This is a genomic window from Arthrobacter sp. CAU 1506 (genome assembly GCF_005047635.1).
In the GTDB taxonomy this organism is placed as follows: Bacteria; Actinomycetota; Actinomycetes; order Actinomycetales; family Micrococcaceae; genus Crystallibacter.
In genome coordinates, this window is sequence record NZ_SUKC01000001.1 from 264952 (window position 1) to 287613 (window position 22662).

At 66.8% G+C, this 22662-nt stretch carries 15 protein-coding genes; 10 read left to right on the top strand and 5 right to left on the bottom strand.

The features are described from left to right. Window positions 1–5: 5 nt before the first annotated feature. Window positions 6–3698, bottom strand: coding sequence for a transcription-repair coupling factor (gene mfd, locus E4J89_RS01175; RefSeq protein ID WP_136784260.1), 3693 nt, complete (start codon window positions 3696–3698; stop codon window positions 6–8). 137 nt (window positions 3699–3835) lie between these two features. Here mfd and E4J89_RS01180 point away from each other — a divergent pair, with 137 nt between their 5' ends. Both E4J89_RS01180 and E4J89_RS01185 read left to right on the top strand, forming a co-directional pair. Next, window positions 3836–4336, top strand: coding sequence for a DUF2505 domain-containing protein (locus E4J89_RS01180; protein WP_136784261.1), 501 nt, complete (start codon window positions 3836–3838; stop codon window positions 4334–4336). Between the two features lie 15 nt (window positions 4337–4351). After that, on the top strand, window positions 4352–4573 hold the full coding sequence (locus E4J89_RS01185) for a hypothetical protein (RefSeq protein ID WP_136784262.1): 222 nt from the start codon (window positions 4352–4354) through the stop codon (window positions 4571–4573). A gap of 58 nt (window positions 4574–4631) precedes the next feature. Here E4J89_RS01185 and sufU read toward each other — a convergent pair whose 3' ends face one another. Further along, entirely contained in the window at window positions 4632–5093 is a 462-nt protein-coding gene (sufU, locus tag E4J89_RS01190) for a Fe-S cluster assembly sulfur transfer protein SufU (RefSeq protein WP_136784263.1), read from the bottom strand. A 1-nt stretch (window position 5094) separates the two neighbouring features. Further along, window positions 5095–6411 (bottom strand): cysteine desulfurase, encoded by a 1317-nt coding sequence (locus E4J89_RS01195; RefSeq protein WP_136784264.1) that lies wholly within the window; start codon window positions 6409–6411, stop codon window positions 5095–5097. Window positions 6412–6702: 291 nt separating this feature from the next. Here E4J89_RS01195 and E4J89_RS01200 point away from each other — a divergent pair, with 291 nt between their 5' ends. From E4J89_RS01200 to E4J89_RS01230, 7 genes are all read left to right on the top strand, one after another. Continuing rightward, a complete protein-coding gene (locus E4J89_RS01200) occupies window positions 6703–8361 on the top strand; it encodes a RecQ family ATP-dependent DNA helicase (protein WP_136784265.1) in 1659 nt (552 codons plus the stop codon). A 120-nt stretch (window positions 8362–8481) separates the two neighbouring features. Then, entirely contained in the window at window positions 8482–9360 is an 879-nt protein-coding gene (rfbA, locus tag E4J89_RS01205; RefSeq protein ID WP_136784266.1) for a glucose-1-phosphate thymidylyltransferase RfbA, read from the top strand. Window positions 9361–9439: 79 nt separating this feature from the next. Beyond that, a complete protein-coding gene (rfbB, locus tag E4J89_RS01210) occupies window positions 9440–10438 on the top strand; it encodes a dTDP-glucose 4,6-dehydratase (protein ID WP_136784267.1) in 999 nt (332 codons plus the stop codon). After that, window positions 10435–11892, top strand: coding sequence for a bifunctional dTDP-4-dehydrorhamnose 3,5-epimerase family protein/NAD(P)-dependent oxidoreductase (locus E4J89_RS01215; RefSeq protein WP_136784268.1), 1458 nt, complete (start codon window positions 10435–10437; stop codon window positions 11890–11892). Before rfbB ends, E4J89_RS01215 begins: the two co-directional genes overlap by 4 nt. Next, entirely contained in the window at window positions 11889–12680 is a 792-nt protein-coding gene (locus E4J89_RS01220; RefSeq protein WP_240691616.1) for a PIG-L family deacetylase, read from the top strand. The genes E4J89_RS01215 and E4J89_RS01220 overlap by 4 nt, the downstream gene beginning before the upstream one ends. A 52-nt stretch (window positions 12681–12732) precedes the next feature. Then, complete coding sequence (locus E4J89_RS01225; protein WP_136784269.1) at window positions 12733–13899, top strand: glycosyltransferase; 1167 nt, start codon at window positions 12733–12735, stop codon at window positions 13897–13899. 259 nt (window positions 13900–14158) lie between these two features. Next, entirely contained in the window at window positions 14159–15985 is a 1827-nt protein-coding gene (locus tag E4J89_RS01230; protein ID WP_136784270.1) for a calcineurin-like phosphoesterase family protein, read from the top strand. A gap of 57 nt (window positions 15986–16042) precedes the next feature. Here the strand turns inward: E4J89_RS01230 and E4J89_RS01235 are convergent, their stop codons facing one another. Beyond that, window positions 16043–17182 carry a GNAT family N-acetyltransferase gene (locus tag E4J89_RS01235; protein ID WP_136784271.1) on the bottom strand — a complete coding sequence of 380 codons (1140 nt, stop codon included), beginning with the start codon at window positions 17180–17182 and terminating at the stop codon, window positions 16043–16045. Between the two features lie 188 nt (window positions 17183–17370). On the opposite strand from E4J89_RS01235, the gene E4J89_RS01240 reads away from it, so the two are divergent. Then, window positions 17371–19173, top strand: coding sequence for a right-handed parallel beta-helix repeat-containing protein (locus E4J89_RS01240; RefSeq protein ID WP_136784272.1), 1803 nt, complete (start codon window positions 17371–17373; stop codon window positions 19171–19173). Between the two features lie 211 nt (window positions 19174–19384). On the opposite strand, the gene E4J89_RS01245 is transcribed toward E4J89_RS01240, so the two are convergent. Beyond that, window positions 19385–22615 carry a PKD domain-containing protein gene (locus tag E4J89_RS01245; protein ID WP_240691617.1) on the bottom strand — a complete coding sequence of 1077 codons (3231 nt, stop codon included), beginning with the start codon at window positions 22613–22615 and terminating at the stop codon, window positions 19385–19387. Between the last annotated feature and the right edge of the window lie 47 nt (window positions 22616–22662).

Consider the following 22662-nt stretch of genomic DNA (forward strand, 5'->3'; position numbering starts at 1 on the left):
CGCCGCTAGTCGGTGAACACCGCGTCGATCACACCCTGCGCCCACTCCAGGATCTGTTGGTCGGCCAAGTCCCTGCCCCCGATCCTGGCGGTCTTGGGCTTGGGGATCAGGATGAAGTCCAGCGCGGGCTTCACCTGCGAGCCGGGGTACATCCGGGTTAGCCGCATCGCCTTGGACTCCGGCAGTGCAGCCGGCGCGAACTTGATGAAGTTGCCCTGTACCGCTACGTCCGTCAGTCCGGCGGCGCGGGCCCGGACCCGGAAACGTGCCACGGCGACGAGGTTCTGCACCGGCTCCGGCAGCTCGCCGTAGCGGTCGGTGAGTTCGGCAACCACTTCGGCGATGGCCTCGTCGGTGGCCGCCTGCGCCAGCTTCCGGTAGGCCTCCAAGCGCAGGCGCTCCCCCGGCACGTAGTCGTGCGGCAGGTGGGCGTTGACCGGCAGCTCGATCTTCATGTCGGCAACCTTTTGCTCGGTTTCGCCGCGGAAGTCGGCCACGGCCTCGCCGACCAGCCGGATGTACAGATCGAAGCCGACGCCGGCAATGTGCCCCGACTGTTCCCCGCCGAGCAGATTGCCTGCACCGCGGATCTCCAGGTCCTTCAGGGCCAGCTGCATGCCCGCGCCCAGTTCGTTGTGCGCCGCCACCGCCTTGAGCCGCTCCAGCGCCACTTCGCCAAGCGGTTTCTCGGCGTCGAACAGGAAGTAGGCGTAGGCGCGCTCCCGGCCGCGGCCCACCCGGCCGCGCAGCTGGTGCAGCTGGGAGAGGCCGTAGCGGTCCGCGCGGTCAACAATCAGCGTGTTGGCGTTGGAGATGTCCAGCCCGGTTTCGATGATGGTGGTGCAGACCAGCACGTCGAACCGCTTTTCCCAGAAATCGACGATGATCTGTTCCAGCCGGGACTCGCTCATTTGCCCGTGCGCCACTTCCACCCGGGCTTCGGGGACCAGTTCCCGAATCCGCGCCGCCTGCCGCTCGATGGACGAGACGCGGTTGTGCACGAAAAAGACCTGTCCTTCGCGCGTCAGCTCGCGCCGGATCGCCGCCGTCGTCTGCTTGTCCGTGTACGGGCCCACGTACGTCAGCACCGGGTGCCGCTCCTCCGGCGGGGTGGCCAGCGTGGATGTCTCGCGGATGCCGGTCAGCGACATCTCCAAGGTCCGCGGGATCGGCGTCGCGGACATGGCCAGCACGTCCACGTTGGTACGCATCTTCTTCAGCGCTTCCTTGTGTTCGACGCCGAACCGCTGTTCCTCGTCCACGATGACCAGGCCCAGGTCCTTGAACTGGACCTCCTTGGAGAGCAGCCGGTGCGTCCCGATGACCACGTCGATGCTGCCGTTCTTGATCCCTTCCATGGTGTCCTTGGCTTCCTTGGACGTTTGGAAGCGGGACAGCGCCTTGACCCTGACCGGGAATCCGGAGAAGCGTTCGCTGAAGGTCTCGAAGTGCTGCTGGGACAGCAGCGTGGTGGGTACCAGCACTGCCGCCTGTTTGCCGTCCTGGACCGCCTTGAAGGCAGCGCGGACCGCAATCTCGGTCTTGCCGTAGCCCACATCGCCGGAGACCAGGCGGTCCATCGGGATTTCCCGCTCCATGTCCGCCTTGACCTCGTTGATGGTGGTCAACTGGTCGGGGGTCTCGATGTACGGGAATGCTTCTTCCAGCTCACGCTGCCAGGGCGTGTCCGGTCCGAAGGCATGCCCGCGGGACGCCATCCGGGCCGAATACAGGCGGATCAGCTCGCCGGCAATCTCCTTGACCGCCTTGCGCGCCTGGCTCTTGGTCTTGGCCCAGTCGGAGCCGCCCATCTTGGACAGGACCGGAGTCTCGCCGCCCACGTACCGGGTGACTTGGTCCAACTGGTCGGTCGGCACGAACAGCCGGTCCCCGGGGGCACCCCGCTTGGACGGGGCGTACTCCAGGACCAGGTACTCGCGCATGGCTTTGGTGGGCCCGGCTCCGGTGGAGCGCTGCACCAGCTCGACGAACTTGCCCACGCCGTGCTGCTCGTGCACCACGAAGTCGCCTTCGGTCAGCTGCAACGGATCCACCGCATTGCGCCGCCGCGACGGCATTTTCCGCATGTCCTTGGTGGAGCGTGCCGAGGCCCGGCCCAGCAGATCGGCCTCGGTCAGCAGGCCGAGCTTCAATCCGTCGAAAACGAACCCCTTGCCGGTGCTGGCCGTGGTGATTTCGATGATTCCCGGCTGCGGTTCGTTCTCCAGCGATTCCACCCGCGTGGCCGGTATCTGCGCGTCATGGAAGAGTTCGGCCATGCGCGAGGCGGGTCCGGGACCCTCAGTGGCCACCACCACGCGCCACTGGTCGCGTACGCGGGAGCCAATGAACTCCATCATCTCGGCGACGTCGCCCTGATAGCCCCTGGGTTCCCGGGCCGCGATGGTCAGCGTGTCGATGTCCAGCACGGTTTCGTCGTCGGGGTTGAACGAGGTAATGGACCACCAGGACACCTCATGCTTGCCGGCTGCCGTGCGCGTGTCGCCCAGCGAGCGGAAGCCTGCCTGCTCCAAGTCCCCCTGCAGCGCCAGGTCCAGCGGCGCGTCGCCTCCTTCGGAGGCGGTGGCCCAGGCAGCGGCCAGGAATTCGTCGTTGGTGGTCTCCAGATCGTGTGCCCGGCTGCGCACCTTCTCCGGCTCAATGACAACTGCGATGGATCCGGGCGGCAACTCGCCGACAAACGGCACCATGGCATCCACCAGCACCGGCGAGAGTGACTCCATGCCTTCGACCGCGACGCCCCCGGCGATCTTTTCCAGCATGTCCGCGGCCGCCGGCATCTGGTCCTTGAGCTTGGCCGCACGGCTCATCACCGAGGGCGTGATCAACAGCTCCCGGCACGGCGGGGCATACAGCCGGGTGGGGTGCTTGACGTGCTCGCCGGCCAAGGAGCGCTGGTCTGCCACAGCGAACCAGCGCATCGATTCAACTTCGTCGCCAAAGAACTCAATCCGGACCGGGTGGTCGTCGGTGGGCGAGAAGACATCCAAAATCCCGCCGCGCACGGCAAACTCGCCGCGCCGGCTGACCATGTCCACCCGGGCGTAGGCCGCGTCGGCCAACCGACGGACCACGTCGGTAAAGGCGACCTCGTCGCCGACCGCCAGCGCGACCGGCTGCAGCTCTCCCAGCCCCTGGACCAGCGGCTGAAGTACTGCGCGCACCGGCGCGATGACCACGCGAAGCGGCGCCGCACCGTCGTCGTGCTTTAGCCGGCGCAGCACCGAGAGCCGGCGCCCCACGGTGTCTGACCGCGGCGACAGCCGCTCGTGCGGCAACGTCTCCCAGCTGGGGAACTCCTCGATGGACTCATCCGGCAGGTAGCTCCGCAGCGCAGCGGCCAGGTCTTCCGTTTCCCGCCCGGTTGCCGTGACCGCCAGCACCACCCCGCCGGTGGTCGACCAAGGCGCGCCAGCGCCGCGTGGAGACCCTCCCTCCGGTGATCGACCAAGGCCGCCCGCGGCCCCCTCCGGTGATCGACCAAGGCCGCCCGCGGCCGCGTGGAGATCTGTCTCCAGCCCCTGCACCATCTCCGCGAGCAGCGCTGCGCGCAACCCGGGCGGGGCGCCGATCTGCAGATCCTCGCTGCGCTCTGCCACCGGCCGGGCCGACTGCAGCCGCACCTTGGCGAACGAATCGTCCTGGGCGAGGGCTGTGCGCAGTCCGTTCAGGCTCATTGTTTCCATCTTCTTCCGGTCGGGGCGCAACACGAATACCCTCCAGTTCGGCGGAACTGAGGGTCAGAAAACCAACTTTACCGCGCACAGTAGGATGGATGCTGGCCCAACTAGTTCCGAGAAATCCGGGAGTCTTTATGGCGCTCAGCGCTTCAACCACCCTGCCCTACCCCGCAGCCAAGGTCACCGAAACCTTTACCGACGAGGCGTTTCTGCGCCACATCAGCGAGTTGGTCGGCGGCTCCCTGGAGTCGGTGCAGCGCGACGGCGACGTGTCCGGCGCCTTCACCCTGACCGTGGTCCGCAAGGTTCCCAGCGCACGGCTGCCCGAGATCGCCAAGAAGATGCTGGGCGATTCGCTCACCGTCACCCAGACTGAACGGTGGCAGGCGCCTGCGGCCGACGGCTCGCGGACTGCCGACGTCACCATGAAGGTGGCCGGAGCGCCGGTGGACGTCAACGCGGTCCAGCAGCTGGTTGCCGACGGGGGCTCCACCCGCGTGGACCTGACCGGCGATGTGAAATCCTCCATCCCGTTCCTGGGTGGCAAGATCGCCGCCGCGGCCGAACCCATGCTGGGCAAGGCTCTGAACATCCAGGCGCAGCAGGCCGAGGCCTGGCTGTCCGGACGCTCCTAACCCGGGGCCGCAGCAGTGAACATTCCAGCCGCCTTGGCCTGGGTTCTGGTCCTCGCCGGCCTGTGGGCTTTGCTCGTCTGGGTGCCGCACCTCATCCGGGTGTGGAAGGACCCTCGGTCCAAGGACGAGAAGGGCGCCATGACCCGCTACTTCACCATGGAGTTCATGAAGGCAACCACCTCCATGATCCTGGGCATTGCCACGTTGGTGATCGGCGCCCGCGGACTCGCGGGGTAGGCAGCAGGACATAGCAAGGGCCGGGCAGCGAACTGCCCGGCCCTTGCGGCGTTGAGGGTCAGTTCGCCGCCAACAGGGCTTCCTCCAGCGCCACCCACGCCAACATGGCGCATTTGACCCGAGCCGGGTAGCGGGAGACGCCCGAGAGCGCGGCGGCGTCGCCCAGGATTTCTTCGTCGGCCTCGATGCTCCCCCGGGAACGCATCAGCTCGCGGAAGTTGTCCACCACTTTCAGCAGTTCCTCCCGGTCCATGCCCTGCGCCAGGTCGCTGAGCACGGACGCCGAGGCCATCGAGATGGAGCAGCCCTGGCCGTCCCAGCTGATGGCGGACAGGGTGGTGGCGGCGCCGTCGTTGTGCACGGCTGCCCGCAGCGTGATTTCATCCCCGCAGGTGGGGTTCAGCATGTGCGATTCACCGGATTTGTCGCCCGGCGGCGGATCTGCCAACGGCGACCCGTTCCGCTTCTTGGCATGTTCCAGAATGATCTGCTGGTACAGCTGCTGCAGTTCGGCGCTCACGTCAGTTGACTCCAAAGAACGGGCGGACCCCGGCGACGGCGTCCAGGAAAGCGTCGACGTCGTCGGTGGTGTTGTACAGGTAGGTGCTGGCCCGGGTGGTCGCCACCAGTCCGAGGCGCCGGTGCAGCGGCTGCGCGCAGTGATGGCCCACGCGCACGGCAATGCCCTTGTCATCCAGGAACTGCCCCACATCGTGGGCATGCACGCCGTCCACATCGAAGGCTGCCAGCCCGATCCGCTCGGCGCCCGCGGCGGGGCCGAGCACCCGGACACCGTCGATGGCCTCCAGACCGGCGACCAGCCGCTGCCCCAGTTCGGCTTCCCACGCATGGATCCGGTCCATGCCCGTTTCGCGCAGATAGTCCACGGCCGCGGCCAATGCCACCGCCTGCGAAATCCGCTGCGTCCCGGCTTCGAACCGCTGCGGAGAAGGCAGATACTCGGCCTTTTCCATGGTCACGGTGGTGATCATGGAACCGCCGGTCAGGAACGGCGGCATCGCATTGAGCAGTTCCGCCCTCCCGTACAGCACGCCGATGCCGGTGGGACCAAGCATCTTGTGCCCGGAGAAGGCGGCGAAGTCCACGTCCAGCGCCTTCACGTCCACGCCCATGTGCGGCACCGATTGGCACGCATCGAGGACGACGGCGGCGCCCGCCTCCCGTGCGAGCCGCACCAGGGTGGCCACCGGGTTGATGGTCCCGAGCACATTGGAAGCGTGCGTGAAGGCCACGACCTTGGTGCGCGGGCCGATGATGTGTTCGGCCTCGTCGAGGCGCAACGCCCCGGCGTCGTCCACCGGGATATAGCGCAACGTGGCCCCGGTGCGGAAGGCAAGTTCCTGCCAGGGAATCAGGTTGGCATGGTGCTCCATCTCGGTGACCACCAACTCGTCGCCCGGCCCCACCACGAACCGCGCCGCGGCGTCTCCGCCGCGTCCGACGCTGGCGTTGGAGAAGGCGTACGCGATGAGGTTGATCGCCTCGGTGGCGTTGGATGTCCAGACCACTTCGTCCATACCGGCGTTGATGAAGCCGGCCACGGTTTCGCGCGCGTTTTCGAAGGCATCCGTGGCCGATACCGCCAGCATGTGGGCGCCGCGGTGCACCGCAGCGTTGCGCTGTTCGTAGTACTCCTGCTCCGCCTCCAGCACGCACAGCGGGTTCTGCGAGGTGGCCCCGGAATCCAAGTAGACCAGCGGCGAGCCGTTCACCTGCTGGCTGAGGATCGGGAAGTCGTTGCGGATGCGCCGGGCCTCGGCGTCGTCGATCATGCCGGCGGCATGTTTGAGCGTTGCGGGCGTGGATACCACAGACACCTTGGGGTGCTCCTTGGATCGATGGTTGGAACCGGCTTGTCCCGCACGTGGCGCGGCCAACGTCCGACAATACGCAAGACAAGTCTGCGCTAATCATCCCACTTCGCTCGCCGCCGGTCACGTGAGCCCAGCCTTACTCGGATCCTGCGGGTTGCCGCCTGGCCCCGGATTCCCGGGGGTCCTGCTGCCGGAACTGCTCTTCACGGCCTTCACCCGCCCTATACAACGGCCCGCCGGGTGGTTAGAAACGAAACTACGCACCATCGTCCCGAACCAAACTTCTGGAGCCCCATGCCGACTCATCCTGTGCCACCTAACCACGGCGAACTGCGCCGGGTCGCCGAAGAATCGTTCGGTTGGACCGTCCTCCGGGAGGGGCAGCTGGATGCGATGGCCGCAGCCGCCCGCGGCGAGGATGTGCTGGCCGTGATGCCCTCCGGGCATGGGAAGTCAGCCGTCTATCAGGTGCCAGCCGTCGCCTTGCCGGGCACCGCCGTCGTTATTTCGCCGCTGATCGCGCTGCAGTATGACCAAGTGGATGCCATTAACGACGATCTGGGCGCCGGCCGGGCCTTCGCCGTGAATTCGCAGCTGAGGGCGTCGGCCGAACGCGCCGCGTGGGACGCCGCGGCCAGCGGCGGGGCAAAGTTCCTGTTCCTGGCACCGGAACAGCTGGCCCGCGAAGAAACCCTGCAGCGGCTGGCGGAGCTGGAGATCTCGCTGTTCGTGGTGGACGAGGCGCATTGCATCTCCTCGTGGGGCCACGATTTCCGGCCCGATTATCTGACCCTCGCGCCGGTGGTGAAGCGGCTGAAGCACCCGCCGGTGGTGGCACTGACGGCAACCGCATCGCCGCATACCCGCACCGAGATCATTGACCGCTTGGGCATGCGCGACCCGTTCGTCACGGTGCAGAGCTTCGACCGGCCAAACCTCAACCTTCAGGTGCGGCGGCACCACGAAGACCGCGGCAAGCGCCAAGCCGTGGTGGAGCAGGTGGCCGGATTCGGTGGGCCGGGGCTGCTCTACACGGCCACCCGCAAGGACACGGAGCGCTACGCCGCCGAACTGGCCGAGCGCGGCCTGCGCACGGACGCCTATCACGCCGGCCGGCGGGCCGCCGACCGGGTGGCGATCCACGAACGGTTCCTCGATGGCGAGGTGGACGTGGTGGTGGCCACGTCCGCGTTCGGGATGGGCATTGATAAGCCGGACGTCCGGTTTGTGGTGCACGCGGATATCCCCGACTCGCTGGACAGCTACTACCAGGAAATCGGCCGCGCCGGCCGGGACGGCGAACCCGCGCGGGCAGTGCTGCACTACCGGTCCGCGGACTTGGGTTTGCAGCGCTTCTTTGCCGGCGGTGCCCCCGATCCAGGCGATCTCGCCGCGGTGTACGGCGCCGTCCGGGAGCAAGGTCCGCTCCGCCCGGCCGCGCTGACCGAACGGACCGGCCTCTCGCAGCGCAAACAGGCCCGGCTGCTCAACCTCTTGGAACACAGCGGCAGCATCGCCGTGGACCGCAACGGCTATCGGGCGGTGGGTGGGGTGGATCCCTCGTCGGCTGCGGACAAAGCAGTGGCCGAAGCCGAATCCCAGCACCGGATCGATGAATCGCGGATCGAAATGGCCCGCGGCTATGCCGAGACGGACCATTGCCGGCGCGACTGGCTGCTGAACTACTTTGGCGAAGAGACCGACGGCTATTGCGGGAACTGCGATAACTGCGAAGCCGGGTCGGAGGCCGTGGCTGAAGCGTGGGAGGCTGAGATGCCGGAGGGATATGAGATCCAGCGGCCGGTGAAACACCGTGAATGGGGACCGGGCATCGTGATGGGGACCCAGCCCGACCGCATCACGGTCTTGTTCGAGTCAGTCGGCTACAAGGACATCGCGCTGTCCGCCGTCCGGGAGGATGCGGGGCTGTTGGAATCCGTGGAGGACCAGTAGCCAGGAGCTAGCCGGCCGGTGGCACGGCAGCCGCTGCAGACTGCGGGGCGGTCAAAGCCGCTCGCGTCAAAGCCGGCCATCCTCTATACAAAGTGGTGCCGCCACGCTAGAAATAACGCTATGCGGGGGATAATTCTGGCTGGGGGAACAGGATCGCGGTTGCATCCGATCACCCTTGGCATCAGCAAACAGCTAGTACCGGTCTACGACAAGCCGATGATTTATTATCCGCTGTCCACACTGATGTTGGCCGGAATCCGGGACATTCTGATCATCACCACACCGGTGGATGCACCCCAGTTCCAGGCCCTGCTCGGCGACGGGTCCCAGTTCGGCATCTCGCTGACCTACCGGCAGCAGGCGGCGCCCAACGGGCTGGCCGAGGCCTTCGTCATCGGGGCGGACCACATCGGAACCGACGCGTGCGCCTTGGTGCTGGGCGACAACTTGTTTTATGGTCCCGGTCTGGGCACGCAACTCGAGGACGTTGCCAAAGTCGACGGCGGCACGATCTTCGGCTATTGGGTGGCGGATCCGAGCGCCTACGGCGTCGTCGAATTCGATGCCAACGGCACAGCGGTTTCCATTGAAGAGAAACCGCAGAAACCCAAAAGCAATTACGCGGTTCCCGGGCTGTATTTCTACGACAACGACGTCGTGGCGATGTCGCGGACCTTGCGGCCCTCGGCCCGGGGCGAATTGGAGATCACCGACCTGAACCGGCTGTATATGGACCAGGGCCGCCTGACCGTCAAGATCCTCCCCCGCGGAACTGCGTGGCTGGACACCGGAACCTTCGATTCGCTCAACGACGCCTCCAACTTCATCCGGACGATCGCCAGCCGCCAGGGCATGCCCATCGGCTCGCCGGAAGAAGTCGCGTGGCGGATGAAGTACATCGACGACGAGCAGCTCCACGGCCACGGCCAATCGCTGGCCAAGAGCGGCTACGGCACCTATCTGCTGGACCTGCTGGAGAGCACCCGCTATGGGGGTTGAGCGGACCTGCCCGCATCGTTGTCCGCCAATCTGGCCGCAACTCTAGTCGCGCGGTCCAGCGGTGGCTACATTAGGGCCTATGCGAAAGCTACTGGTAACTGGGGGTGCCGGTTTCATCGGATCGAATTTTGTGCGCCACGTGCTGGCCCATACCGATGACCAGGTAACCGTAGTGGACAAGATGAACTATGCGGCCAATGCCGCTTCCCTCGATGGCCTGCCGTCGGACCGCTGCCGCCTGGTGCGGGGCGATGTGGCCGATCCGGGACTGGTGGACCGGCTGCTGGCCGACCATGACGCGGTGGTGCACTTCGCGGCGGAGACCCACAACGACAATTCGCTGGCGGACCCGCAGCCGTTCCTGCACAGCAACGTCATCGGCACGTACACCTTGCTGGAGGCAGCGCGCCGCCATGGCACACGGTTGCACCACATTTCGACCGACGAAGTCTACGGAGATCTTCCACTGGACGGGACCGAGCGGTTCACCGAACACACCCCGTACAACCCGTCCAGCCCGTATTCATCCACCAAGGCCGGCTCCGACCTGCTGGTCCGTGCCTGGGTACGCTCCTTTGGAGTCAACGCCACGCTGAGCAATTGTTCCAACAACTACGGTCCTTACCAGCACGTGGAGAAGTTCATCCCCCGGCAGATCACCAATATCCTGACCGGGCGCCGGCCCAAGCTCTACGGGGACGGCCGGAATGTGCGCGACTGGATCCATGTGGAGGATCATTCCTCGGCTGTTCTGCGGATTCTCGACGACGGACGCCCCGGGGAAACCTACCTGATCGGTGCCGACGGCGAGCGCAGCAACCGCGAGGTGCTGGGCATCCTGCTGGGCTTGCTGGGCCGACGCGCCGACGACTTCGACCTGGTGGCGGACCGTGCCGGACACGACCTGCGCTACGCCATCGACTCCAGCAAACTGCGCGAGGAACTCGGTTGGGAGCCCAAGTTCGTGCACCTGGAGACCGGTTTGGCGGACACCGTGGACTGGTATCGGGACAACCCGGACTTCTGGTCCGGCGCCAAAGCATCCACTGAATTGTTCTACTCGGGCCGCGGCCAGTGAGCGCCCCGCAGCACGGCATCGAGCAGACATCGATCCCCGGTCTGCTGGTGGTTTCCCTGCCTGTCCATGGGGACAACCGTGGCTGGTTCAAGGAAAACTGGCAGCGAGAGAAGCTCGTGTCGCTGGGGCTGCCGGACTTCGGCCCGGTGCAGAACAACATCTCCTTCAACGCCAGGGTCGGCACCACCCGAGGCATCCACGCCGAGCCGTGGGACAAATATGTCTCCGTAGCTGCCGGCAGGATCTTCGGCGCCTGGGTTGACCTGCGCGACGGGCCTAGCTTCGGCGAGCGGTTCTGCTTGGAACTGGGACCGGACAGGGCGGTGTTCGTGCCGCGCGGTGTCGGCAACGGTTTTCAAACGCTGGAGCCGGACACGGTGTACAGCTATCTGGTTAATGACCACTGGAACGCCCGGGCCCAAGAGGACTACGTGTACCTGAACGCAGGCGACGAGGCCGCCGCCATCCCGTGGCCGATCCCGCTGGCCGAGGCCGAACTGTCGGAGAAGGACCTGCACCACCCGCCCCTGCGATCCGTGGTGCCGATGAAGCCACAGCGCATTCTGGTGCTGGGGGCGGACGGCCAATTGGGCCGGGCCCTGCGTCAGGCGCTGCCGGACGCGGAATTCGCGTCCCGGACTGACTTCGACCTCACGCGTGAAGAGTCCTACCGGTCACGGGACTGGAGTGCCTACCGCACCATCATCAACGCCGCCGCCTACACCGACGTCGACGGTGCGGAGTCCAGCGAGGGCCGCCGCCTGGCCTGGCAGCTGAACGCCACCGCCGTTTCGCGGCTGGCGACCATCGCGGCCAAACACCGGCTCACGCTCGTCCACCTTTCCTCCGACTATGTGTTCGACGGTTCCCAGGAACCGCACCCGGAGGCTGAACCGCCCTCGCCCCTGGGTGTCTACGGCCAGTCCAAGGCCGCCGGCGACGCCGCCGCGGCGACCGCTCCGCGGCACTACATCGTTCGGACCAGCTGGGTGGTCGGGGATGGCAAAAACTTCGTCCGCACCATGGCGGGGCTGGCGGCCCGCGATGCCTCGCCGTCGGTCGTGGCCGACCAGTACGGGCGCCTCACCTTCACCCGCGATCTGGCGGCGGGAATCCGGCACCTGCTGCACAGCGGTGCGCCCTTCGGCACCTACAACCTGACCAACTCCGGACCGGTCACCAGCTGGGCCGAGGTCGCGGCGGAGATCTACCGGCTGCTGGGCAAGGACCCACAGCAGGTGATCCCCGTGATCACAGCTGACTATCGTGCTTCCCGTCCGGCCGCGCCCCGGCCGGAACGGAGCACGCTGGAGCTGGCGAAAATCGAAGCCACCGGCTTCAGGCCGCCTGAGGCTTTCGCGGCACTGCGCGACTATCTGGCCACGGATCCCGTGTGCGGTCCGCTGGCGGCCGGATCACCTCCACTCACCGTTTCCGGAGGGCCCACCCAGTGACGCTCCCAGTCCCCCGCCGGATCGCAAGCGCGGTGTCCGCCGACGACCCCTGGCTCTTCCTGTCGCCCCACCTGGATGACGCAGTATTGTCCTGCGGCGCCCTGATTGAGGCCGAGGCCACGCGCCGCGAGGTCACGGTCGCGACCATTTTCACCGAATCGGCACCGCCGCCGCACACTCGGTCGGCGCGCACCTTCATGCGGCTGGCCCGGGTAGAGGACGCCGCCGCGCTCTTCGAGGCCCGCCGCGCCGAAGACCTCGCCGTGCTGCGGGACCTGGGCGTCAAGTATCTCCACCTCGGCGCCACCGATGCCATCTACCGTCGCCGGAAGCCCGCGGCGGCCCCGGATCTTCTGGCCCGCTTCCTGCCGGAACTGGTGCACACCTACCCCACCTATCGGTTCAACATTGTGCGCGGACGGATATCCCGCGGCGACCGCCGCCTGATGGCCGAGTTGCGCAGCCAGGTGGCGTGGCTGATGAAACAGACACAGGCGGAACTCATTTTCTGTCCACTCGGTGTCGGCAGGCATGTGGACCACTTGGTGGCCAGGGCTCTGGGAACGGCCTTCCCCGAGCAGGTGGTCTACTACTCCGACTTCCCCTACAACCAGTCCGCCGAACCGGACGCTGCCTTCCTCACCCAACACCAGTTGGAACCTTGGCTGTGGGACCAGGGACTCGAGGCCAAGGAGCACTGGATCCGCCAATACGACACACAAGCCGACGCGTTGTTCCCCGACGGCCGGATACCGGCGGCACCGGAATCGTACTTCGCGCCGCGATGAGCAACATCGGCGCAGTCGAAACGAGGCGGCCTTGGCCCATGGAGGGAATGCGATGACATCAACAGATACTCCCCTGCACGTACTTGTGGCCCACCCCTCCGCGGACCTGTACGGATCGGACCGGGTGCTGCTGGAAACCGTCCAGGCGCTACTGGAACATGGACATCAAGTGGCCGTGGCCCTGCCCGGCCCCGGGCCGTTGGTGAAGGAGCTGACCAGACGCGGCGCCTTGGTGGAGTTCAGCCCCACCCTGGTGCTGCGCCGCTCCCTGCTCTCGCCGACCGGGTTGCTGCGCCTGGCAGGCGAAGGCCTCTACGGGTTCTGGAGGGGAATGCGGGTGATGCGCCGCTACCGTCCGGACGTACTGTACGTGAACACCGTGGCCGTCCCGTTGTGGCCGCTGGTGGGCTGGCTGTACCGCGTACCCACCGTGGCCCACGTCCACGAAGCAGAGCGCCATACCCCGCGCCGGCTGCAGCTGGCGACAGCGCTGCCGCTGCTGCTGGCGGACCTGATCGTGGCCAATAGCCGCTTCACCGCGGACACCTTGGCACACGTACTGCCGGCGCTGCGCGGCCAGGCCCGGGTTGTCTACAACGGCGTGCCGGGACCGGAAGGGCCGCTGCCCGCCCGCATGGGGCTCGACGGCGGCCTGCGGGTGGCCTACGTGGGCCGGCTGTCGCACCGCAAGGGAGCCGACGTGGCCGTGGAAGCGGTCGCGCGGCTTCGGCAGCGCGGTGTGGCCGCCACTTTGGCCATTGTCGGCACCGCGGTCCCCGGCTACGAGGACTACGAGCACGCCCTGCGGGGCCGCGTCCGCGAGCTCGGTCTGGGCGAGGAGGTCCTCTTCCACGGTTTCCAGCCCACCCCTTGGGACGTTCTGGCCGACGCGGACGCCGCGGTGGTTCCGTCGCGGCTGGACGAGTCGTTCGGCAACACTGCCGTGGAGGCGGTGCTGGCCAGCCGGCCGCTGGTAGCCAGCTCGGTCCCCGGGCTCCGCGAGGCCGCCGGGCACTATGCCTGCGCCCAGTTCACCGCACCGGATGACGCCGCGGCGCTCGCCGATGCCCTGGAGCGGGTGGCAGTGGACTGGGAGCGTTACCGTGCCGCCGCCGCCGACGACGCCGCTGACGCCCTGGAACGCCACGCCCCGCACCGGTACCGACGCAGCATCGCCGAAGTCATCACCGGGACGCCCGGCGCGGGCCGCAGGCGCTGACGCCCGCGGAGCGAGCGGACGGGCCTTCACCATGGGAAGGGCCCCGAGTCCGCCCGAACCTTTCCAGGTGCCGAATCGACCCCATGAATTTGCCCGGCAAGTCCGGTGGCGCATTCGCCGTTAATTTCCGCTGAGCCGCGTTTCCAGCAGGCGACGCGGACATTCCTCCCGCGGGGCTGCCCGTTCATTCGCATGGGCAACAGTGGGCCGTGCCGGCATCTGAACGGCCGGTAATCACTCGACCGGAGGTCCAATTTCCATGCACTCATCTCCCACTCCGCCAACAAGCCGACTGTCCCGACTGCTGCGCCTGACCGTCGGTGCCCTGGCTCTGCTCGCCGCCGGCACCGGGGTTGCTCCCGCCGCCGCTGCGCCCGGCCCCGCACCGGCCGACAACGACTGGGCCGCTTCGGCCTACCGAGGAGGCATCGACGTCGTCAGTGGTTCAGACCCTGACCAGCAGACCCTTGATGGCACGGTCTTCGATGACAAGAACAAAAACTCCAAGCAGGACGTGAACGAATCCGGCGTGCGCGGCGTAACCGTCTCCAATGGCCGCGATGTGGTGACCACGGACAGCCACGGCCGCTACCAGCTGCCGGTCTTTGACAACATGACCGTCTTCGTTACCCAGCCTCGCGGCTACCAGGTGCCGGTGGACGAGGACAACGTGGCCCAGTTCTTCTACAACCATTTGCCCGAAGGCTCCCCTGATCTGAAATTCGGCGGGATCCAACCAACCGGGGCACTGCCTGACAAGGTGAACTTCCCGCTGGTCAAGAGCCAGCTCACGCAGTCGCCCGAGCAGCACTGCGCTTTCGGCGCCGATGTCCAGACCTACAACCAGGAGGAGGTGGAGTTCGCGCGCAACGGCGTCTTCACCGATCTGGCCGGGCGCATCGACTATGCAGGCTGCGGCGCCCTATTCATCGGTGACATTGTGGGCGACGATCTGTCCCTCTTCGAGCAAACCCGGGAACTGACGGGTATGCTCAACGGTCCGGCCCGTTTCCTCCCTGGCAACCACGACCTCGATTTCGACGCCCTCGACGGCGAGCACGAGTTCGATACCTACCGCAGCCAGTTCGGCCCGGAGTACTACTCCTACGACGCCGGCAAGGCCCATGTGGTCGCCCTGAGCAACATCGAATATCCGACGACGATCCCCGCCAAGAAGAGCAACTACACGTACTCCCTCGGCGAGCGCCAGCTCGAGTGGCTCCGCGCGGACATTGCCAAGGTGCCCAAGGACCGGGTGATTGTGCTGGCCGGCCACAGCCCACTGCTGGAGTTCTTCTACAGCGACTCCCACACGATGAAGCAACTGGAAGAGGTCTACGGAATCCTTGAGGGCCGCGAAGTCGTTTCGCTCGGCGGCCATACCCACATGGCCGAGAACCTGCGTGAAGGCGATCTCATGGCCGGCTGGCGCGACGAGGTCGGCGACGCGGGCCTGCCCTTTACCCACCTGACAGTGCCGGCAGTCTCCGGGCACTGGTACGGCGGACGCGTCCTCGGGGAGGGCTACCCCACCGCGGTGCAGCGTGACGGCACTCCTCCCGGCGTGCTGACCCTGGATATCAAAAACACCGAGGTCAAGGAACGCTTTACCATCCGCGGCGGCGACGAAACCCAGCAGATGGCACTGGGCCTGAACACCCCGGCCTACCGCACCTGGTATGCCGAGCACGTCACCAAGCCCCGCGGAACGGCTCCGGCCCTGGAGAATCCGCTGCAGGTTTCGCGCGAGGAACTGGCCGACCACACCTGGCTGACCACCAACTTCTGGATGGGCAGCACCGGTTCCACCGTGAAGGTCACGTTGGACGGCGGCGACACCACCGAGGCCGTCCGCACCCAGCAAATGCAGGGCGAAACCCCGCTGATCGGCGCTGAGTGGTCTGACCCGACGGCCATCCAGGAGCAGTTTGTCCACGGTGGCGGCCTGGCCGACCGCTCCATGCACCTCTGGCGGCTGGAACTGCCGGCCGATCTCGCCGTCGGCAAGCACACTGCCGAGGTCACCGCTACCGACGTCCACGGACGGGAGTTCACCGAGACGCTGACCTTCGACGTCGTGGAGTAATCCGTCGCTTCCTGCTGACAGGGCCCGGCGGTTCGTTCCGCCGGGCCCTGCTGGACTTTATGGGGAAGCGGGCGACGTGGCTTTCTTCGCCGCCCTGGCCGCCCGGAGCCGCGCCCATGCTTCCACGGTCTTCTTGGCCATCCGCCTGGACCTTAAATAAGCGGTCCTGCCCAGAACGTAGGCGTGGCCGCGCAGGGTGGCGATGACCCGCACCTCGTACAGCGGACGGCGCCAGGCGCCAAAATCAGCTTTATAGGATTCGTCACCGACGGTGAGGTCGAAGAACCGCTGCCCGCGGCCGATCGCGTCCTTGGCGAGTTCCTCCACGATCAGCAGGCCCAGCGAGTAGTTGCGCAGCCGCTGCATGTCATAGCCCACCAGCAGGAACAGGTCGCGGTCCGGAGCGATCAGGTCGAAGGCAATCGCCACTGGCTCGCCGCCCACCTCAAGCACGGCCAACGTTCCCGGTGCCCCGGTCTTGACGCTGTCCCGGACCACCGCGCAGTAGAACTCAAAGCAGTCAGGGTCCTGCACCAGATCGATCCCCCGGCGCTCCGCAAAGCGCGCGGCCCGGAACTCCTGCATGCGCCGCATGAGGTCGTCGACGGCGCTGACGTCGGTGATCTCCAGCAGGCGCTTCTCGCCCTTGGGCCGCAGCCGTTTGTGCTTACGGTCGAGATGGCGGACGAAACCGGCGTCCAGGCCGCCTCGCCATTCCTCTACCGAAGAAGCCAGCGACATTAAATGGGTGTCGTAGAGATGCCTGGCACTCGTGGCGCCAGCCAGCAGTGCGGTCACGGCATCGGGCGAGTCGGCGACGCGTTCGATCCGCAGCAGATCGAACCGGCCCAAGGCCTCGCGAATGCGGCGGGCCACCGAGGGGTCGGCACCAAGACCGGCGGTCCCGTCGAGTACCGGGGCAGCGTAGTCGGCCACGCCCAAGTCGGCGTATTCCACGAGGCGGATCGGACCCACGCGACGGCGGACAAACGGCAGGACGAGGACCAGGTGGCCGTCGTCGCGCCGTACCGTCACCACCACCTTTGCCGCCTCCCGGGCGGGTGCGAGCAGGGTGTACAGGCGGTCCAGCCACACGCCGTGCTGGAACGGCGTCGCAGCGGATAGCGCAAAGAGGTCGTCATACTCACTGCTGAGGAAGTCGAAGTCGTCCTCGCGCTGCACGGTGAAGCCGGACATAATCAGCCCTTTCGGTTCGGGCGGACGCGCCCGCCCCAGGGGACATGCGTACCGCCGTCGATGCGCTCGAGCAGGCCGCCCCGTTGCGGCCAACCGGTGCGCGCCAGTCTAGCGGACAGGTTGCGGCTTGCGGCCAACGGCAATAAAGTTGTGCAACTTCCGCCTCCACCAGAGCGGGGAGATCTGCGATGACGGATGGTTCCACCTCGCCACACCATCGGCCGCCAGTGAAGTTCCTGGTCGCCGGTGCCGTAGCGACTGTTGGCTTGCTGTGCCTGTCTCCGCCGCCTCCCGTTCCGTCCGCCGCCGGCCAGGCTGCGACGTCGGGTTCCGCTGCAGGGCTTTCCGCTGCGGCAGCGGCTGTGCCCGGCACCGTGGTGGTTTCGCCCGAGGGGTCGGACGACGCGGCCGGCTCACCGGCGGCACCGCTGCGCACCGTCCGGGCCGCCGTGGCGAGGGCGGCCTCCGGCCAAACGATCGTGCTTCGTGCCGGAAGCTATCACGAGTTCGTGACCATTCCACCAGCCAAGAAACTGATTCTGCGGTCCTACCCGGGGGAAGAGGTGTGGCTGGACGGCAGCCAGCCGGTGACCGGTTTCGCCCGGCAGGGCAACGTCTATGTAGTCGACGGCTGGACAGCCGAGTTCGATGCCAGCCCCACCTACAAGCGCGGTGCCCCCGACGGGACATCGCAGGGGTGGCAGTTTGTCAGCGATCAGCACCCGATGGCTGCGCATCCCGACCAGGTCTGGATCGACGGCGTTCCGCAGCGGCAGGTGGGCAGCCGGTCCGAGGTCACGGCGGGCACCTTCTACGTGGACTATGCCGCGGACCGCCTGTACCTCGGTTCGGATCCGCAGGACCGCACCGTCCGGGCCAGCACGCTGGGCAGGGCGCTCAGCATCCAAGGAGCCGGATCCGAACTGCACGGCGTGGGGATCCGGCGCTACGCGACCGCGGTTCCACAGATGGGGGCGGTGACCGTGGAAGCCCCGAACGCCGTGCTGGACGACGTGGCCATCACCGACAATGCAACCACCGGCCTCTTCGTTGGGGCCGGCAGCGTGGCGCTGCGCAAGGTCAGTCTGGTCGGCAACGGGATGCTGGGGGCGGCGGCCACCTATGCCGACGGGCTGCAGGTGTCCGGCCTGTTAGCGGAACGAAACAACACCGAACATTTCAACACCGCACCGGTTTCCGGCGGCGTCAAGGTCGGCCGCAGCCGCGGTGTCGATATCAGTGACTCGGTCTTCCGGGACAATGCCGGACCGGGCCTGTGGCTGGACGAGTCGGTCTTTGATGCGGCGGTCCACGGGAACGACATGCTGGACAACTCCGGCCACGGGCTGACGCTTGAACTTTCGGCCCAGGCCGATGTCGTCAACAACGTGATAGCCGGCAACGCCGGGCATGGCCTGAAAGTCAACAACACCAGCGATGTACGCATCTGGAACAACACCATCAGCGCCAGCGGGCGCGCGGTTAATATCGTCCAGGACGGCAGGCGTGCCAGCGACCCGGACACGCCCGGGCATGACCCGCGGCAGCCTTTCCCGGATCCGGCGATGTCCTGGATCAACGGCCCGGTTGAGATCCGCAACAACATCATCTCCAACCCGGGCTCGCCTGCCGACTGCCTGCTGTGCGTGGAGGACTATTCCGGAACCTACAGTGCCGATCAGCTCAGGGTCACGGCCCTGGGCAACGTCTATCATCGCGCCCGGCCCGCGTCACCGGGGTCAGCCGTGATCTGGGCCAAGGATGCCGGTGAACCCGCACTGTTCGCCCGTCCGGACGACTTCATGTCAGCGACTGGCCAGGAACTCCAGCACCTGTACCTCGAAGGTGCTGCTCCCTTCGATTCCGGCTACCGGCCAGGCGACATCATCACCAGCAGGAATTCCACCTTCGCCCAGCCGCTGCCCCGGGAGATCGCGCAACTGGCTGGCCAGCCGGCCGGTACGCGCTCGCTCGGCGCCTTTGGCAGATAGTCCGCTCCCCTGGAGCCGCGCCGGACAGGGCTTGGTCGCTGCTCCGTCCGTCTCCGTGAATTGGGGGTGGGCGCCGGCAGCGCGGTGGACGCCGAAGGCGCGATGGACGCCGAAGGCGCGATGGGCGCCGGAAGCGCGGTGGGCGCCGGAACGAAAGCTGGGGCGGGACCGTGAAGGTCCCGCCCCAGCGTGGCGCCGCAACCCGGTGGTGTCAGTTGCTCGCTTTCACCGTCAGGTCATCGAACGAAGCGAACACCGGTGTGTTGGTCGCGGAGCCGGAGGCGTAGACCCCCAGCCCAACGGCTCCCGGCACCTGCAGTTCCGGCGCCGTATCCGTGACGGACACTTGCCAGTCCGCGGGCTCCTCCGTCCCGGCCGGCCATAGCTTGGCCCGAACGGTGGTCGGCGAGGTGCCCGTGACTTCCAGGCGCAGCTGCAGTTGCTGTCCGGCTTGATAGGTCAGCCCAGCAACTGTGGCCTGCCGCAACGTGGTCTCCGTGGAGCCGACGGCCCGCACGGCCTGCAGTGTCACCGCCCCGTTGGATGCCACCCTGGCCGTGGCCATGTACTGCCCGGTGGTGCCGACCTGCCGCCCGACGACATCTACATAAATTCCGCCGCCGGTGGCCGGCTTATCCAATGAGAACCGCACGTTGGTGTCCGTGCCGGTCGCCGAGACTGCATTCAGTGAAGAGCCCGGCCCGTGCCCCGGGGCGTTCATCCGCATCCGTCCGGCCCCATCGGCGACGGTGAAGTGCGTGGACGATCCGCGCAGGGTCCATGCCCCTCCGGTGTCGGCACTCCCCCAGCCGGAGGCCAAGGTCCGTCCGAAGGCGTCCGCCGCGATGTTGGTCGCGGGCGGCGGCCCGGCATCGACGGTGACCTCTTGGCTGCTGCTCCGCGCCTCGCCGTCGTCGTCGGTCACGGTGAGTTTCACCGTGTAGGTGCCGGCCGTCGCGTAGGTGTGCGACGCCGTCGCGCCACTGGCCGTCGCGCCGTCGCCGAACTCCCACGCGTAACTGGCGATGGTGCCGTCCGGATCCGAGGACCCGGACCCGTCCACAGCCACGCCAAGGCCATTGGTCGTGGCGGTGAAGGAGGCTGTCGGAGCCGCGTTGGATGGCGTCCCCGTGGTGCCGGCTGTGAAGTGGTTCTGCACCTGCGCGGCGCTGAGCACTGCCGGGTAGATGGCTACTTCGTCGATATCGCCGGCAAAGTAGGCGCTGGTCGGCCGCGGGCTCCACCGGCTCAGGCTGTCTCCGCCGATCCTCCAGTAGCCCAGGACTTCCTGGCCCTTGGTCACGTCCGCCCGCTGGGCCACCACCTGCCCGTCGACGAACAGTTGCATGCCGTTCGCGCCAAGCGTGGTCACGGCATGATGCCACTTGCCGTCGTTGTAGCTGCCGGTGCTGTTGACCGTCTGCCGCGAACCGTTCTGGATGACGCCGAAGTACAACTGGCCGGTGTTGGCCATGTACAGGTGACGGTCCATCAGGTCCGAGTTGATGGTGGTCGAGTTGGCATAGCCGATCAGCTTCCCGCCTCGGGTGGTGGTAGTGCGGAACCACATTTCGGTGCTGAACGTGTTCGCCGGCTTCACCCGGGAGGTTGTAGAGGCAAACCCTGTTGACGCTCCATTGAAGGTTCCGGCAGCGTCCGCATCGCCAGCCACCGCTCCGGCAGTGCCCAGGGTCACTCCGGCGTTCAGCCGCAGGTCGTCCTTGCCCGACTGGTCGATGCCCACGGCACCCGATGTTTCGCCGAACCTCCAGTAGTTGGCTGGCTGGTCGGCCTTGATTGTGGCTGCGTAGGCGCTGGCCGCCGGATCCTCCGCCGCTGCGGTGACCGTGACCGTGTTGCCGCGGACCTCCACACCGGTGGGATCAGTGGCGATGATGCGGTAAGAGTACTGCCGTCCGGGCACCAGCCCGGTGTCCAGGAAGGTCATGCCCGGCCGGTCCCAGAACGTTGTGGAAGCGCTCGTGGTGTAGACCGGACTGGCAAGGTTGCCGTCACGGATCACCTTGTAGCTCAGCTTCTTATTGTCCATGTCCCAGTTGGCCTGCCAGCGGACGCGGACAGTCCCCTTCTTCGGGGAGCTGAGCGTGGGGACGAAATTGGCCCCGCTGACTTCCGGTCCCCGTAGGTTCGGTGCATTCTGGCGCACGGTATAGCGCACCAGTCCCTGCTGGGCCACGCCGTTCACCCTGGTGAACTCGCCGCCCATCACCACGTACTGGTCATTACCGGTGACTGACCACGGACCCTGGAACTGTCCGGTGAAAGTACCCGAGTTCATGTCCGGGAACCAGTTCTGCAGCTCCGGCCGCGGCAGGCCTTCGAAGTTGGTGTAGTCGTACAGCTCCCGCGTGATTGTGCCGCCCACAGCCTTGCTGAACGACATACCGCGATGCCATTCCCAATCCACTTCCTGCGGAAAGGCGCCAACATTGGCACAGTGGTGCGGGTGCCCGGCCAGATAGATCAGATCGCGCTGACCCGCGTAAACCGAGTAGGTGTCACCGTGGCAGTCGTTGACCCATTCGGTTCCCAGGTCCGACCATCTGATGGAGACCACGCCCTCCAGTGTGCTGATGCGGCCGAAGGTGTAGCCGCTGGCGTAGAAGTGGGTTCCGTCCGAGGTCAGGCTGGTGATTGAGCCGTTGTCGCTGCCGTTGCGGATGTAGGCGCTGGCTGGCAGCGGGAACTGGGTTCCGGTTGCCGTGTCCAGTACGCCGAGCCCGTAGCCGGGCCGGTCCGATCCGTTCAGGCTGGTGAACGCGCCGCCGACGGCGATCTTGGTGTTGTCCGCAGACAGGGCCAGCCCGTTGACCTGGCCGCCCGCTGCCTGGGGTGTCCAGTTCAGCAGCGCCGCGTCCGACGCCCGAACAGCCGCCAGCTTGCCGCGCGCCACGCTCCCCACAAAGTTGAAGTCGCCGCCGAAATAGACGGTGTTGTTCGTGGCCACGATGCCGTGGACGGACGAGGAGGCCTGCGGTTGGAAGCCCTGGATCAACGCACCCGTCGACGGGTTCAGTGCCACGATCCGCGAGACCGGGGTGGTCCCGTTGTACTGTGTGAAATCCCCGCCCACGTACAGCCGCGATCCGTCCGGTGAGGCCGCGAGGGTGAGCACCTGGGCGTTGAAACGCGGGGCAAATGAACCGATCAGCGCCCCTGTGGTGAGGTTGTAGGCCATGATGTTCGACCTGGCCACCTCGTTGGTTCCAGCCGCTGAACCCGCCGGCCGGGCGGACGTGAACTTCCCGCCGACATACACCGTGTTGCCGATGATCACCTGGGACCAGACGACGCCGTTGATCTGCGCCGTCGGCAGCCGGTCGGCAGTGACGGTGGCCGGAGTCAGCGGATCCGCTGGGTTCTCCGGCAGTGAGTCCGCGGTCGCGGACGGAACACCCACGATGGCTATGGAGGCTGCCAATGCTGCTGAGGATAGGAAGACGGCGCTCCTGCGCCAGCGTGTATGCA